Annotated in this window: 13 protein-coding genes; 6 read left to right on the plus strand and 7 right to left on the minus strand. The window is 60.1% G+C overall.

The annotated features are described in order from the left end of the window. Positions 1-8: 8 nt before the first annotated feature. Together LGH74_RS00215 and prfA are read right to left on the minus strand one after the other, a co-directional pair. Positions 9-1,496 (minus strand): hypothetical protein, encoded by a 1,488-nt coding sequence (locus LGH74_RS00215; protein ID WP_226170144.1) that lies wholly within the window; start codon positions 1,494-1,496, stop codon positions 9-11. A gap of 147 nt (positions 1,497-1,643) precedes the next feature. Next, entirely contained in the window at positions 1,644-2,714 is a 1,071-nt protein-coding gene (gene prfA, locus LGH74_RS00220) for a peptide chain release factor 1 (RefSeq protein WP_226170147.1), read from the minus strand. 469 nt (positions 2,715-3,183) lie between these two features. Between prfA and thrA the strand changes: the two genes are divergently transcribed. The 5 genes from thrA to LGH74_RS00245 all read left to right on the plus strand — a co-directional run bounded on the left by thrA (position 3,184) and on the right by LGH74_RS00245 (position 10,037). Then, positions 3,184-5,628 carry a bifunctional aspartate kinase/homoserine dehydrogenase I gene (thrA, locus tag LGH74_RS00225; RefSeq protein WP_226170163.1) on the plus strand — a complete coding sequence of 815 codons (2,445 nt, stop codon included), beginning with the start codon at positions 3,184-3,186 and terminating at the stop codon, positions 5,626-5,628. Positions 5,629-5,665: 37 nt separating this feature from the next. After that, on the plus strand, positions 5,666-6,619 hold the full coding sequence (locus LGH74_RS00230) for a homoserine kinase (RefSeq protein ID WP_226170166.1): 954 nt from the start codon (positions 5,666-5,668) through the stop codon (positions 6,617-6,619). Further along, positions 6,606-7,901 carry a threonine synthase gene (gene thrC, locus LGH74_RS00235; protein WP_226170168.1) on the plus strand — a complete coding sequence of 432 codons (1,296 nt, stop codon included), beginning with the start codon at positions 6,606-6,608 and terminating at the stop codon, positions 7,899-7,901. Before LGH74_RS00230 ends, thrC begins: the two co-directional genes overlap by 14 nt. Positions 7,902-7,986: 85 nt before the next feature. Further along, complete coding sequence (locus LGH74_RS00240; protein WP_226170170.1) at positions 7,987-8,673, plus strand: c-type heme family protein; 687 nt, start codon at positions 7,987-7,989, stop codon at positions 8,671-8,673. A 101-nt stretch (positions 8,674-8,774) separates the two neighbouring features. Then, complete coding sequence (locus LGH74_RS00245; protein WP_226170172.1) at positions 8,775-10,037, plus strand: protoporphyrinogen/coproporphyrinogen oxidase; 1,263 nt, start codon at positions 8,775-8,777, stop codon at positions 10,035-10,037. Positions 10,038-10,095: 58 nt separating this feature from the next. Here the strand turns inward: LGH74_RS00245 and LGH74_RS00250 are convergent, their stop codons facing one another. Genes LGH74_RS00250 through LGH74_RS00260 form a run of 3 tightly spaced genes read right to left on the minus strand, consistent with a single transcriptional unit; the run spans position 10,096 to position 11,632 of the window. Then, the gene (locus LGH74_RS00250; RefSeq protein WP_226170174.1) at positions 10,096-10,860 is read right to left on the minus strand and encodes an exodeoxyribonuclease III; all 765 of its coding nucleotides are present in this window, start codon (positions 10,858-10,860) and stop codon (positions 10,096-10,098) included. Positions 10,861-10,883: 23 nt separating this feature from the next. Continuing rightward, positions 10,884-11,252, minus strand: a complete 369-nt coding sequence (locus tag LGH74_RS00255; RefSeq protein WP_226170175.1) for a hypothetical protein — start codon at positions 11,250-11,252, stop codon at positions 10,884-10,886. A 2-nt stretch (positions 11,253-11,254) separates the two neighbouring features. Further along, positions 11,255-11,632 (minus strand): carboxymuconolactone decarboxylase family protein, encoded by a 378-nt coding sequence (locus LGH74_RS00260; protein WP_226170177.1) that lies wholly within the window; start codon positions 11,630-11,632, stop codon positions 11,255-11,257. A 179-nt stretch (positions 11,633-11,811) separates the two neighbouring features. Between LGH74_RS00260 and LGH74_RS00265 the strand changes: the two genes are divergently transcribed. Continuing rightward, the gene (locus tag LGH74_RS00265) at positions 11,812-12,519 is read left to right on the plus strand and encodes a ComF family protein (RefSeq protein WP_226170179.1); all 708 of its coding nucleotides are present in this window, start codon (positions 11,812-11,814) and stop codon (positions 12,517-12,519) included. A gap of 144 nt (positions 12,520-12,663) precedes the next feature. On the opposite strand, the gene LGH74_RS00270 is transcribed toward LGH74_RS00265, so the two are convergent. Next, positions 12,664-13,926 (minus strand): SUMF1/EgtB/PvdO family nonheme iron enzyme, encoded by a 1,263-nt coding sequence (locus LGH74_RS00270; protein WP_226170181.1) that lies wholly within the window; start codon positions 13,924-13,926, stop codon positions 12,664-12,666. A 68-nt stretch (positions 13,927-13,994) separates the two neighbouring features. Further along, positions 13,995-15,059 (minus strand): PorP/SprF family type IX secretion system membrane protein, encoded by a 1,065-nt coding sequence (locus LGH74_RS00275; protein ID WP_226170183.1) that lies wholly within the window; start codon positions 15,057-15,059, stop codon positions 13,995-13,997. Between the last annotated feature and the right edge of the window lie 183 nt (positions 15,060-15,242).

Raw genomic sequence — 15,242 nt, forward strand, 5'->3', positions numbered from 1 at the left:
GTAGCAGGCTAGTCGCGGCGCTCGTAGGCACCAGGGTCGGGCGTGGCCGGGTTGCGGGGCCGGTTGAGCATATCCACCGCCACACCGAAGGGCTGGGCCTTGTCGCGCACCAGCGAAAGGGTATCGAGGCTGTAGTCGAACTTATCGATAAACTGGCCGGCGGGCCGCTTGAACTTGGGCTCCACGTTGATCAGGTTACCGAAAACGCTGCCGGCAAAGTCCGTTTTATAGAGTTGGGTGCGCAATACGCTATTCTGAATGCTCAGGGCCGCATAGTCGCCGCCGTTTTTGAAAAACAGCTCATCCGGAATCGAGCCCCAGACAATGGAGTTGCGGATGGTGACCCGCATAAGCAGTGGCCCCGGCACCGTCTTCAGCACCGACTCGTTGGTAAACCAGAGCGACTCGGATTCGCGCCGGAACTTGGGCGTGAAGTTGGCAACGGTGCAAAAGTTGAGGTTAAACGTGCCGCCAGCCTGGCCTAGAATAGCATACTCGCCACAGTTGGTAAACAGGCAGTTGGTCAGATCAAACTCGCCGGCAATGCTCAGTACGCCCGCCCCGTCGAAAGTCTGGCCGCCGCTGGCAAAGGTGAGGCCGGCCCCAGAAATATTCTGGATAATGCTGTTGGCTACCGTCACCTTGGGCCGGGGCTGGCGGTTGGCGGGATTGTAGACGAGCAGGCCGAAGCTAGAATTCTTCAGTTCCGCGTAGCGGATAACGTTGTTGCGGCTGCTGGTTTCGTCGAACTGAATGCCGGCCCACTGGCCCGGAATGTCGTTGTAGAAGGGCTCCAGCCGGTCGCCGGAAAAGCGCACGATGTTACGGTCATCCGGCTTGATAGGGCCCGTAGGCGCAAAGTCGGGGTTTACCCGCAGCGTACCCTGCACAATGATGGCCGCCCCGGCGTGGGAGTACACCCGCGCGCCGGCTTCGATGGTAAGCACGCAGCCGGCCGGCACCAGTACCGAGCCGGGCAGCACGTGGGGCTTGTCGGCTCGCCACACTTCGCCGCAGGCCAGCACGCCCCGGTGGAAGGCGGCGGTACGGCCGTAGGCTACCAGCTCCACCTGCTGGTCGTTGCCGTTGGTTTTGAACCGGAGCTGGTCGGTGTTCAGAAAGGGCTTGTCTTCCGTTTGGGCCCCGGGGCCGAGCTTGGCCCGCACCAGCACCAGTACGCTGTCTTTGCCCCTGATTTCGACGTTATTGGCCACCGGTCCGGCGTCGCCGTTCACGATAATGGTATACTCTGATACGGCCGGGTTCAGCACGCTGATCTGCTCCACCTTCACGGCCCGGCTGTTGCGGTTATACACCCACAGGCGCTTAGTAACCGTGCCGACCTGGGCGAAAACCGTGTCGAACATCACCGTATCGGTCGAGAATTCGAGCTTGGCGCTTGGGTCAGTGGTAAAGACGTCTTCTTTCGGCTCGCAGCCCGGCAGCACGGTCAGCAGGCACGACAACACGAGCAGGCAGGGTAGCAGAAAGCGCATAGAAGGAATAGGGAGCAGGTTAAAAACGGGTCATCCTGAGCACAACGAAGGACCTTATGCCAGTGGAACTATTTGTTCTAGCGTGGTAAGGTCCTTCGCGGTGCTCAGGATGACAAACGGATGAGTCGGTTGCTTAGTACGTTACGCTTACGCCACGCCTTCCTGCAGACGCTCGGCGCTCTCGGCGATGCGCAGCTGCTCCACGAAGTCGTCGATGTTGCCTTCCATCACGCTGGCTAGGTTATACACCGTGTAGCCGATGCGGTGGTCCGTGACGCGGCCCTGGGGGTAGTTGTAGGTGCGGATTTTATCCGACCGGTCGCCGCCGCCAATCATGCTTTTGCGCTGGGCACCTTCGGCCTCATTCTTCTTGGCCAGTTCAATTTCGTAGATGCGCGAGCGAAGTACCTGCAGAGCCTTGTCGAAGTTTTTAAGCTGCGACTTCTGGTCCTGGCACTGGGCCACGAGGCCCGTGGGTAAGTGGGTGAGGCGCACGGCCGAGTAGGTCGTGTTTACCGACTGCCCACCGGGGCCCGACGACATAAACAGGTCCTTCCGAACGTCGTTCATGTCGATCTGCACATCCAGCTCTTCGGCCTCGGGCATCACCACAATAGAGGCTACCGAGGTGTGAATGCGGCCCTGGGTTTCGGTGGCCGGCACGCGCTGCACGCGGTGTACGCCGCTTTCAAACTTGAGCTTACCGTACACGTCCTCGCCTTTCACGGCCAGGATAATTTCCTTGTAGCCGCCCGACGTGCCTTCGGTGGCGTCCACGAGTTCCATTTTCCAGCCCATGCGCTCGGCAAAGCGCATGTACATACGCTGCAGGTCGCCGGCGAAAATGGCAGCCTCGTCGCCGCCGGCCCCGGCCCGGATTTCCATGATAACGTCCTTGGAATCGTTCGGGTCCTTGGGAATCAGCAGCTCCTTGATGATGGTTTCGAGGCGCTCCTGCTCGGGCAGCAGCGTTTCGAGCTCATCCTTAGCCATTTGGCGGAAGTCTTCGTCTTTTTCGGTCGCAATAACTTCGCGGGCCCCTTCGATATTGGAAAGCACCTGCTGATAATTCCGGTACTCGGTCACGATTTTGCCGAGGTCCTTGTATTCTTTATTCAAGGTCTTGTAGCGCTTCATGTCGCTCATGGCCTCGGGCTGCATCAGCTGCTCGTTTACGTCTTCGTAGCGCTGGCGAATGGCCTCCAGTTTATCTAGCATCTTGCCTTCAGGGAATTGTATTTGCAACTGCAAAGGTAAGCAAACAAACACGATGAACCCCGCCTAGCGTTCCGGGTGGCCAGTAGAATATAGTAGTAGCGCGAACTTTATGGTTCGCATGCCAAAACGACCTTGAATGGCGCGGGCTACGCAAACTACAACCGAAGGTCGGCGTAGCTAAAGTTCGCGCTACTGGTAAATATTCAAAACCAATGTTGGACGGGCCGGAATATTCACTACTTTGGGCCCACACTCGTATCTGAATGCCTAAGATTTTTCTGAGTCTTCCGTTTCACACTGCCCTGACTGTCACCTTCGCAGTCACGCCCACACGCATGGACATTACCCGCTAGCGGGCTGCCCATACCTCTCCCGTTTCTTTTCGAGTCAGCAGCCCGCCGCCCCCGCATTCTTCGGAATCCGGATGGACGAAGCGGGCTTTTTCATGTGCGTTCCAACCCCAATAGTTATGCAGGTTTTAAAATTCGGCGGTACTTCCGTAGCCAACGCGGCCAACATCAGCAAGGTCATCGACATCATTACCACCGCTGCGCAGCAGGAAACCACGCTGGTGGTGGTATCGGCGCTGGGCGGCATTACCGATGCCCTCATTGAGGCCGGCCACCTAGCCGCTACCGGCAACGAAGACTACAAGCAGCGCCTGCACCTCATCGAAAGCCGCCACATGGAAGCCGCCCGGGAGCTAGTGCCAGTAACCAACCAGAGCAGCGTGCTGAGTTTAGTGAAAAAGCACTGCAACGAGTTGGAAGGCATCTGTGACGGGATATTTCTACTCGGCGAGCTGAGCGTGCGGACCCTGGATAGAGTCATGAGCTTCGGCGAATTGCTGTCGTCGCAGCTGGTAGCGGCCAGCCTGAAAGCGCGGCAGGTTCCGCACCAGTGGCACGACAGTCGCCAGCTCATCCGCACCGACTCTCAGTACGGCTTTGCTACCGTCGATTTTGCTGCTACCAATCAGCTTATCAACAACTTCGTGGCCGCCCAGCCCGAATCCTTATACCTCGTGCCCGGCTTCGTGGCCGCCGACGCGCAGGGTGCTACTACCACCCTCGGCCGCGGCGGCTCCGACTATACGGCCGCCATTTTTGCCGGTGCGCTGGGAGCCAGCCGCTTAGAAATCTGGACCGACGTGAGCGGCATGATGACGGCCGACCCGCGCTTGGTGCCCCACGCCCGACCCATTCCGCGCATTTCCTACCAGGAAGCCATGGAACTGTCGCACTTCGGGGCTAAGGTGCTGTACCCGCCCACTATTCAGCCCGTGATGAGCCAGGGAATTCCCCTCTGGATCAAAAATACCTTTGCGCCCACCGACCACGGCACGCTGGTGGAAGTGAGTCCGCCAGCCAACGATCATATCGTGCGGGGCTTGTCGAGCATCGGGCAGCTGGCCCTGCTCAGCCTCGAAGGCAGCGGGATGGTGGGCATTCCGGGCTTCTCCAAGCGGCTGTTTGAGGCCCTGGCCCGGGAGAAAATCAACGTCATTCTCATCACCCAAAGCTCCTCGGAGCACTCCATCAGCGTGGGCATCAACGCCCGCGACGCGGCGGCGGCCCAACGCTCAGTCGACCAGGAGTTTGCCTATGAAATAGCCGTGGGAAAAGTAGAGCCGCTGCACCTGGAAACCGACCTGGCCATTGTGGCTTTGGTGGGCGAAAACATGAAAAACCACACCGGTATCAGTGGGCGCATGTTTGGGGCGCTGGGTACCAATGGCGTCAATATCCGGGCTATTGCCCAGGGCTCGTCAGAGAAGAACATTTCCACCGTCATCCGGGCCCAGGACGTGAAAAAGGCCATCAACGTGCTGCACGAGTCGTTTTTCGAAGCCACCAGCAAGCAGGTAAACCTCTTTGTGGTGGGTGTGGGCAACGTGGGCCGCAAGCTGCTGGAACAACTGGCCCGGCAGCAGGCGTATCTGCAGGAAAAGCTAAAGCTGAACGTACGCGTGGTGGGCGTGGCCAACAGCAGCCGGTTTGCCCTACACGAGCAGGGCCTGGAGCTGCACGAGTGGCAAGCCGCGCTGAAAAATGGCGAGCCGCTGCACCTGCCCACGCTGGTGGAAGCCATTCATGCCCGCAACCTGCGCAACGCCGTGTTTGTGGACGTGACGGCCAGTGCCGACGTGGCCCAGGTTTATGGGGCGCTACTCGAAAAAAGCGTGGCCGTGGTAGCGTGCAACAAGATTGCCTGCTCCTCGGAGTACGTAAACTACGCCCGGCTGAAGTCGCTGGCCCAAGAGTTCAACACCGATTTCCTGTTCGAGACCAACGTGGGTGCCGGGCTGCCCGTTATCGGCACGCTCAACGACCTGCTACGCAGCGGCGACGTGGTAAACCGCATCGAGGCCGTGCTGTCGGGCACACTCAACTTCGTCTTCAACCACTACGACGGAAAGCGGCCCTTTGCCGAGGTGGTACGCCAGGCCCAAAAGGAGGGCTATACCGAGCCCGACCCACGCCTCGACCTGAGCGGCACCGACGTGGCCCGTAAAATCCTGATTCTGGCCCGCGAAACGGGGGAGAAGCTGGAAATGGAGCAGATTCAGAACGTGTCGTTTCTACCCGAGTCGTGCATGCAGGGCGACGTAGAGGAGTTCTACGGGCAGCTAGCCGTGCACGAGGACCACTTCCGGGGCCTGTACGAAGCGGCAGCGGCCCAGGGCAAAAAACTCAAATTCGTGGCCCGCTACGCCGACGGCAAAGCCAGCGTGGGGCTGCAGTCCATTGCGCCCGGCCACGATTTCTACGCCCTGCATGGTAAGGACAACGCGGTATTGTTCTACACCAACCGCTACGCCGAGCAGCCCCTGGTGATTAAAGGTGCCGGCGCCGGGGCCGAGGTTACGGCCTCGGGCGTATTTGCCGACATCATCCGCACGGCGCGGGGGTAGCAGAATCAACGATTTCAAGCGTTTTATTATCAATCATATGTCTCGTTCCATTACCGTGCTGGCTCCGGCCACCGTGGCCAATGTCGTCTGCGGCTTCGACGTGCTGGGCTTTGCCCTGGCCACGCCCACCGATACCATGCACCTGCGCCTGACCGACACGCCCGGCGTCACCATCATCAACGAGGACGACTACAACCTGCCCACCGAGCCCACCCGCAACGTGGCCGGCGCGGCGCTGCTAGCGTTGCTGCGGGCGGCTCCGGCTGGTACGGGCATCGAGGTCAGGATTCAGAAAAACATCAAACCCGGCAGTGGTATTGGCAGCAGCGCGGCCAGCGCGGCCGGGGCCGTAGTGGGGGCTAATGAGCTGCTGGGCAACCCATTCAGCAAGGAAGAGCTGGTGCGTTTTGCCATGTTTGGCGAGGAAGTGGCCTCGGGCGTGCAGCACGCCGACAACATCGCGCCGGCCATTTATGGCGGCATCACCCTGATTCGCTCTACCGAGCCCACGCCCGATATTGTGACGCTGCCCGCACCCGAGCTGCACGTGACGGTAGTACACCCCCAGATTGAGGTAAAGACCTCCGACGCCCGCCAGATTCTCAAGAAGCAGGTGCTGCTCAAGGACGCCATCCGGCAATGGGGCAACGTAGGTGGGCTGGTAGCGGGCCTGCTCAAAGGCGACTACGACCTGATTGGCCGCTCCCTAGAAGACGTCATCATCGAGCCAGTGCGCAGCATTCTGATTCCGGGCTTTGCCGCGGTGAAGGAGCAGAGCCGGTTGGCCGGGGCGCTGGGCGGCGGCATTTCCGGGTCGGGGCCGTCCATCTTCATGCTGAGCCGCACCGAGGAAACGGCACAGGCCGTGGCCGAGGCTATGCAGCAGATTTACCGTGGCCTGGGCATCGACTTTCACACCTACGTCACGCGCATTAGTCCCGCCGGAGTGCGCGTGGTTCCCTCTGAAATTCATTCCAATGCAGTACTATAGCTTAAAGCACCAGGCTCCCCGCGTCGATTTTCGGGCCGCTACTATTGCCGGCCAGGCGCCCGACAGCGGCCTGTACTTCCCCGAAACTGTGCCGCGCTTCGCGCCCGAGTTGCTGCAAAGCCTCAAAACGCTACCCAAAGCCGAGCTGGCTTTCCAGGTGATGCAGCCCTACGTGGGCACTACGATTCCGGCCGCCGAGCTGGCCCGCATCTGCGCCGACACCGTGGACTTCCCGTTTCCGGTGGTGCCTGTAACGGCGCAGATTGCGGCTCTGGAGCTATTTCATGGCCCTACGCTGGCTTTTAAGGACGTTGGCGCGCGGTTTATGAGCCGCTGCTTGGGCTACTTCTCGCGCCAGCAAACCAAAACTATAACCGTGCTGGTCGCCACTTCCGGCGACACTGGTGGGGCCGTGGCCAACGGCTTTCTGGGCGTGGAAGGTGTGGAAGTCGTTATTCTCTACCCAGCCGGCAAGGTAAGCCCCGTGCAGGAGCAGCAGCTCACGGCCCTGGGCCAGAATATTACGGCCCTGGAAGTGCAGGGCGACTTCGACGACTGCCAGCAGCTGGTGAAGCAGGCCTTCACCGATGCGGCCGTCACCAGCCACCTCACGCTCACCTCGGCTAACTCCATCAACGTGGCGCGGTGGCTGCCCCAGCAGCTGTATTACCTCTACGCCTGGCAGCAGTGGCCGCACCCCGAGCCGCCGGTGGTGGCCGTGCCCAGCGGCAACTTTGGCAACCTCTGCGCTGGGCTGCTGGCCTATGCGTCGGGCTTGCCGGTGGCCCACTTTGTTGCCGCCTGCAATGCCAACGACTCGGTAGCCAGCTACTTACGCACCGGCGACTTTGCCGCCAAAGCTGCCGTAGCTACCATTTCCAACGCCATGGACGTGGGCAACCCGAGCAATTTCACCCGCATTCTGGAACTGTTTGCCCAGAGCCACGCCACCATCAGCAGCCTTATCAGCGGCTACACCGTGACGGATGCGGCCACCAGCGCCACCATTCGGCAGGTGCACCAGCAAACCGGCTACCTGCTCGACCCGCACGGCGCGGTGGCGTTTCATGCCCTGGCCGACTATCTGCAAACTCGGCCCGGGCAGCACGGGCTGTTGCTGGAAACGGCCCATCCAGTGAAGTTCCCTGATGTTGTGGAGCCGCTTATTGACCAGCCCGTTGCCCTGCCCGAGTCGTTGGCCGATTTGATGCGCCAGCCCAAGCGCAGTATTCCGCTAGCGCCGCGCTACGAGGAGTTGCGCGAGTATCTGCTGAGCCGCTAGCGGCCAACTTCTGATTCTTTCCGTTGTTTGCACTACCGAATCCGGTGGTTGCCGGTTTGCCTGTTTTCCGTGTTTCCCTGCCGTTATGCGCTCTGCTTTTCAATTCCTGGCCGCTGGATTCCTCTTGCTCAGCCTGCTGGCCGGCTGCCGACCCGACCAGATTGAGCACATCGAAAACGGGAAGCAGATTGCCACCACTTTGGAAAACATGGCCGTGAAGCGCATTCTGCCCGCCGACTTCCTGCACGCCACGCGCTGGGCCGGCGACTCACTCACGGGCCAAGCCGACCGGGAATTGCGCCGCCGGCTGGCCGAACAGTTGCAGGCCGGCGGCGTGGCGGCGGCGCTGTCCTACTGTCGCCCCGAATCTTACGCCTCTACCGACACGCTGGCCCGCATCCTGCTGGCCGCGCCGCGCCGCTTCTCCACCCGCCCCCGCAACCCCCGGAACCAAAGAGCCATATCGACCGACGAAATTCGGCCCGATACGGTGCGGCGCATCGAGCGGCCGACGGCTGACGTGTTTATCTACCAGCGGCCTATTGTGCTGGCCGATGCGCAATGCCTGCGCTGTCACGGCGCTGTTGGTAAGGATATTACAGCTGCCGACTACACCCTAATCAAACAGAAATACCCCACCGATATGGCTACCGGCTACCGCCTCGGCGACGCTATGGGCGTGTGGCGCGTGAGCTTTGCCCGCAACGGCATAGCCGAGTTTTACACTATGAAAACTCGCAAGGTGATGAAGCCGCGCAAGCCGTTGTTTTAGCTGTCGTGCAAAGCTGAGTTTACGGCCCGGGGTCTTTAATTCCGCCAGAACCACTGCCCATTTTGCCTAACCTTCCGGCCCCTATTGGAGTTGAGGAGGCTATGAGCCACTCTTCTGCTTCTCCCATCATCATTATCGGGGCCGGTATGGCGGGCCTCACCTGTGCCAATTACCTGCACCGCGCCGGCCGGTCCGTGCTGGTGCTCGACGCGGCCGACGCCGTGGGAGGCCGGGTCCGGACCCACGTGACGCCCGACGGCTTCCGCCTCGACCGTGGCTTTCAGGTGCTCCAGACGCGCTACCCCGAGGTGCAGCGCCTGCTCGACTACGGCGCGCTGCAGCTGCGGGCGTTTCGCTCGGGGGCCGTTATTCGCCTCGCTGATGGTCGCCAGACCACCCTAGTAAACCCATTGGACCAGCCACTGGCCGCTTTTTCAGCGCTGGCCTCACCCATTGGTACGCTCTCCGACAAGCTGCGTATTCTGGCCCTGGCCCAACGGGTGAAAAGCAGCTCCAGCCAGCAGCTGCTGGAATTTCCCTCGTCCGACACGTTGGCTTACCTACGTCAGCACGGCTGGAGTGAGCAGATTATTGACTCTTTTTTCCGGCCTTTCTTCGGCGGCGTTTTTCTGGATCGGGGACTGAGTACGGCTAGTAATTTCTTCGAATTTGTGTTCAAGCAGTTCGTGGAAGGCGAAGCGGCTATTCCGGCCCTGGGCATGCAGCAGATTCCGGAGCAGCTGGCCGCCCGCTTGCCCGCCGGCAGTGTGCGTCTCCATACCAAAGTAGAAGCCGTGCAGGGCACCACGGTACAGTTGGCCAATGGTGAAACCCTGACGGCCGCTGCCGTAGTAGTGGCTGTGGAAGGGGAATCGGCGGCTCGGCTGCTGCCCACGTCCCGCCTGAGCTACCCCACCGCCTGGCGGCGCACCACCTGCACCTATTTCGCCGCCGACCACCCCCCAGTCAAAGCCGATAAGCTTCTGCGCCTCAACGCTGCCCCCGAATCGCTGGCCCACAATGTAGCTTTCCCCAGCGACGTAGCGCCTAGCTATGCGCCCGAGGGCCGCACCCTTGTTTCTGTTAGCACCCACGGTGCGCAGAATCTGCCGGAGGCTGAGCTGACGGCCCGTCTGCGCACCGAGTTGGCTGCCTGGTTTGGCCCAGTGGCTGAGCAGTGGCAGCATCTGCGCACTTACCATATCCCCCAGGCCTTGGCTGTGTACCCGGCCGGGCAGCCCCCGCACCAACCACTACAGCTAGCCGAAAACCTTTACCGTTGCGGCGACTACACCGCCTATCCGTCATTGAATGCGGCTATGGCTTCGGGCCGGGAGGTGGCGGAAGCTCTGCTGGCATCGTAGCAGCAAGCCAAAACTAACCGGCCCCAGCGCTGCTTTTGTCAAGCACTGCTGGGGCCAGTTAGCTCAACTCCACCACAGCCGGGCAGTGGTCGGAGTGAATCACGTCGGGCAGCAGGGCGGCATTGACAATGCGTGGCTGCAAGCTCTGGTCGACCAACAGGTGGTCGAGGCGCCAGCCTACGTTGCGGGCCCGGGCTCCGGCCCGGAACGTCCACCAAGAGTAGTGCCCAGTGGAGTCGCCGTAGTGGTGGCGGAAGGAGTCCACGAAGCCATCGGCTAGGAAATCGGCAAACCAGGCCCGCTCCTCCGGCGTGAAGCCGGGGCTTTTCTGGTTGGCCTTGGGGTTGTGCAGATCAATGTCGCGCTGGCAGCAGTTGTAGTCGCCGCCAATAATGAGCGGGGGTACGCTGCCCTTGATCTGCTCGATGTAGCGTCGGAAAAAGTGTAGCCACTCCACCTTGAACGCCTGCCGCTCCTCACTGCTCGTGCCCGAGGGCATATACACGTTAAGCACCGCGCAGTCGGCAAAGTCGAGGCGTAGTACACGGCCTTCTTGGTCGTAGCACTCGGTGCCGCAGCCGTATTCCACGTGCTGCGGCGCTATTTTGGTAAAGGTAGCCACGCCGCTGTAGCCGGGCTTCTGGGCCGGATGAATGTATGCCTGGTAGCCCAGCGCCTCAAAGCCGGCCACGTCCAGCGCTGCCGTCCCCGCTTTTATTTCCTGCAGGCACAGCACATCGGGTTGGGCTTCCTGCACCCAATCAAGCAGGCCTTTGCTTAGCGCCGAGCGGTAGCCGTTGACGTTGTAGGTAATTATTTTCACAGACTCAGGGGTAAGGCCGGGCGTTATTCTTCTTCCCGCATGAATGCCTCAAAATACTCCAGCATGTGCCATTTCAGCATCCGTTCCTGCTCCTTGAGGTTGGCAAAAGGCACCGGGCGCACCAGCTTGTAGTGAGGCCAGCCTTCGGCATCCACATGGTCGAGGGCATAGTGGCCCGACAGGCTGAAGAGGCGGCAGGTGGCAATGTGCATCAAATCCTGCTTCTGCTCCTTGGTGAAGGGCCCGGCTCCCTGGCCCAACTCCTGCACTCCAATTAGCAGCAGCAGTGCGTTCAGGTCGGGCTTTTTGCCAAACCGGGCGCGCATCTCGTTCATCAGCTGCCACCAGCGGGCCTCAAACTGCGCTTCGGTTTCTTCCGTGTGCAGGGCCATTGCTACGCGTCGTGGTGGTGGGGTGGGGCTACGGGCGCGGCTTCCTCCTTCAGAATCTCCCAGTACTCCACGGCCCGCCGAAAGTGCGGAATCACGATGCTGCCCCCAATCAGGTTGGCAATGGCAAACACCTCGTAGATTTCCTCGTCGGTGAGCTTCTCCTCGAAGCACTTACCCAGGTGGTACTTGATGCAGTCGTCGCAGCGCAGTACCATAGAGCAGGCCAGGCCCAACATTTCCTTGGTTTTCACGTCCACGGCCCCGGCCTGGTAGGTGTTGGTATCGAGGTTGAAGAAGCGCTTGATGACTTTATTATCGGCCGCCATGATCTTCTCATTCATGCGCTGGCGGTACTCATTAAACTCGGTGACTTGGCTCATGCGAACAGCTTACTAAATGGTGTGGGCTATAAACACGAAAGTAGGTACAAAAGTCGCCCATCGGTGCCACCGGTTTTGCCTGCGTGGCTCAGTGTGCTCATTCCCGGACTTTTATAGCGGGCAAGTCAGGCAAATCCGTATCTTTTCTGCCGCTACCCTTATCCGTTATTGCGTATCCCATGTCGTTACTCCCCACGTTGTTCGCCGATTTCTTCGGTCTGGTTTTCCCGCAGGTCTGCCTGGCCTGCTCCGATTCATTAGCCCGGGGCGAAGACCACATCTGCACCAGTTGCCGCACCCAGCTGCCCTACACCGACTACCATACGCTGCCCGAAGCGCACAACCCCATTGCCCGCCGTTTCTGGGGCAAAGTGCCGGTGCGCCACGCCTTGAGTTACCTGCGGTTTCTGCGCCACGGCCGCGTGCAGCACCTGCTGCACCAGCTCAAATATCAGGGCCAGCGTGAAGTGGGACAGGTGCTGGGCCGCTGGTATGGCACTGAGCTTACCCAACAGGGAATCAACCAGGATTTCGACCTGATTGTGCCCGTGCCGCTGCACCCGCGTAAGCTGGCCAAGCGCGGCTTCAACCAGTCCGACTCCTTCGCCGAAGGTTTGGCGGCCGGCCTAAGCGTGCCCTGGAGCCCCACCGCGTTGCGTCGCACCGAGCACACCGATTCCCAAACCCAGAAAAACCGCACCCAGCGCTGGCACAATGTAGCCACCGTGTTTGAAGTAGCCGACTCGGCCGCCGTGGCTGGCAAGCGTGTACTCGTAGTCGATGATGTACTGACCACCGGTGCCACGCTCGAAGCCTGTGTCGCCGCGCTAATAGCGGCTGGTTGCCCCCAGGTGAGCATTGCCACCATTGCCTGCGCCGAGCAGTAGGCCTGAACTACTGATTGAGGTAGATTTTCGAACTCCCTGGGTGTCGTGGCTGGTGTCGGTCAACCTGCATAAAAGAAAAAAGGCCACCCGGTTGGGTAGCCTTTTTTCTTTTATCGATCCACAAAATCTGCGGAATCGATAGGGTTACTTGTTCGAACCAGCGTTGATCATGGCGCAACGGAAGCCGATAGCAGCCGTAGCCGAATCTTCAGCCATGAAACGGCGCGTACCGGGCGACAGCCAGTAGGCTACGTCTTTCCACGAGCCACCTTTGTAGACGCGTACGTGGTCATCGATGAGCGACTGGTAGTTCTTCTTGTCGTACTTCTCCGAAGGGTCAAGGAAGCCGTTGCGACGGAAGGGGTTCAGATCTTCCACGTCTTCAAACGACAGGGGACGGTATATGTCCTGTACCCACTCGTTTACGTTGCCCGACATGTTATACAGGCCGTAGTCATTTGGTGGATAGGCGTATACGTACTCCGTAATCATAGCGCCGTCGTTCAGGCTGCCGGCAATACCGGCATAGTCACCGCGGCCACGCTTGAAGTTGGCCAAGAAAGAGCCCATGCTCTTGCCATACGGGTTCCGCACCTGACGACCATCCCAAGGATAGATGCGCTTGTTTTCCTGGTTCTCGTTACCTACTTCCTGGGTACCGATCAAAGCCTGAGCGGCGTATTCCCATTCAGCCTCGGTGGGCAGACGGTAGTTGGGCAGCGTGTTGCCGTTTTCGATGGAGATTTTTACGCCGCTGGCGGTTTCAGTGCCTTCGGCTGCGTCGCCGGCGCCGGCATCCTTGTTTTTGCGGCCAAACAGACCACCTTTTTTCTTCGGAGCGCTTTCGCCTTCGTCACCCTCGCCTGCCAGACGCTCGTTCACCTTGGCAGTACGCCAAGTGCAGTAGTCGTTGGCCTGTAGCCAGCTTACGCCCACTACAGGGAAGTAGCGGAAGCCGGGGTAGCGGAGATAGTAGTCAACGTAAGGGTCGTTAAACGACAGCTCGCGGGCCCACACGGTCGTGTCGGGCAGGGCGCGCTGATAGATTTCCTCCGACGAGTCCTTACGTACGAAGTGCAGATACTCAAGCCAGTGAATGTTAGCTACTTCGGCTTCATCCATGTAGAAAGAGGCGATGGTAACGGTACGCTCGATGTTATCGTGCGACATGGTTACGTCCTCTTCCTGCGAGCCAAGCACCGTACGGCCGCCCTCAATGAAGACCAGACCGGGGCCTTCGGGAATGCCTTTATAATCGGCCACTCGCATGCCTTCCTCAGTGTTGTACTCAATGCCCGTGGTCGAGCTGTACTTACCGGGCTTGGTAGCAGTGGGCGGCCCACCCTTACAGGAAGCCAGCGCGCAGGCTCCTACGACCGCGAAACGCAGGTACTTAGAAAATTTCATGATCAAGTTGAAACTACCTGAGAGAAAATGATTTATGAAAGGCAATTTGGATGCAATAATACGAAAAATTAGAACGCCGGGCAAGGAATTGACGGGTAATTACGGCGTTTCAACCGGCGCCAGGCCGCTTCCAGCGAATCGAACTGCCGCAGGCTAAGCGAAATCTCGTGGGCGCCACCCAAGTCGGCACTCAGCGCGCTGAGGCTGGCATCGTAGCTATAACCGAGCCGAAATGCTCCTACACTCACCCCGGCAATGGCCGTCAGGAGCTGCTGGGGGCGCTGGGAGCCCGGCAACGGAACACCCCGGTAGACAATCCCCAGCGTAATGGGTGTGACTACCACGTAGAGTCCCGCCTCGGCCCGCTGGCTACCGCCCTGCCGGGTGTAGCTGAGGGTAGGTGACAGGCTGATTTCTCGGTACTGCTGCTTCACATTGGTGCGCACGAAGTAATGTTTGTAGCCCCCATTTAAGTTCAATCGGAGCGGGAGCTGGGTTTGGCTGCGGAAGCCCAGGTCGGGCTGGTTGAGGTGGTGCCCGGCCAGGCCAAACCAGAACCGGTCGGAATACACCAGAATGCCGGTCCCCAGCGTGAGGTAGCTGACGGGGTTGAAGTCGAGCGTTTCGCGGGTGCCACCCTGCACGCTGCCGTTGGCGTCGAGCTGGTCGCCAAACACCAGATTGCCGTAGCTGATGCGCTGGTTGCCATAGCTCACCTGCGCCCCACCGCTGAAGCTAAACTGGGGCGTAAGGCGGGCGTGGTAGGCGTAGGTGCCGCCCACTTCGATGCGGGTGTAGCCGATTTCGCCGGTCCGGTCCACGTTCAGCAGCAGCCCAACGGCGCTGGTCTGGTCCTTAAAGCGGTAATCGGCGGCCAGCTGGCTGGTTTGGAACGTGCCGGCCAGGGTGGGGAACTGGTTGCGGTAGTTGAGCGTGAGGCTATAGTCGTCGAGCAGGCCGGTGAAAGCCGGGTTGGTATGCAGGCGGGTGGCGTAGGGCTGGGCGAAGTACAAATCCTGCCCGTGCGCTACGCTGCTACCAGCCAGGCCCAGGCCGAAGGCCAGTGCTGCCCGGGCCGGCAACTGCCAGCGGGAACGGTAAGGCGTAGAAGAAACAAAGTCGCAGGTCCGCATAAGCAACTTCTCTAACGCACTCAGGATCTGCTTTGGTACGTGGCTTGCGTGGTGTTGCGGAACTAAAATGCCAAAATCATCCATCTTCTAGGCGTGGTAGCTGGTTCTGCCTTATTTAGGGCTCGCACTAGCGGCTTTTTCCAAATCAAATCTACTTTTACCCGGCGGCCCGTCCGCTCCGCC

The sequence above is a fragment of the Hymenobacter lucidus genome, from assembly GCF_020447265.1.
Classification (GTDB): Bacteria; Bacteroidota; Bacteroidia; order Cytophagales; family Hymenobacteraceae; genus Hymenobacter; species Hymenobacter lucidus.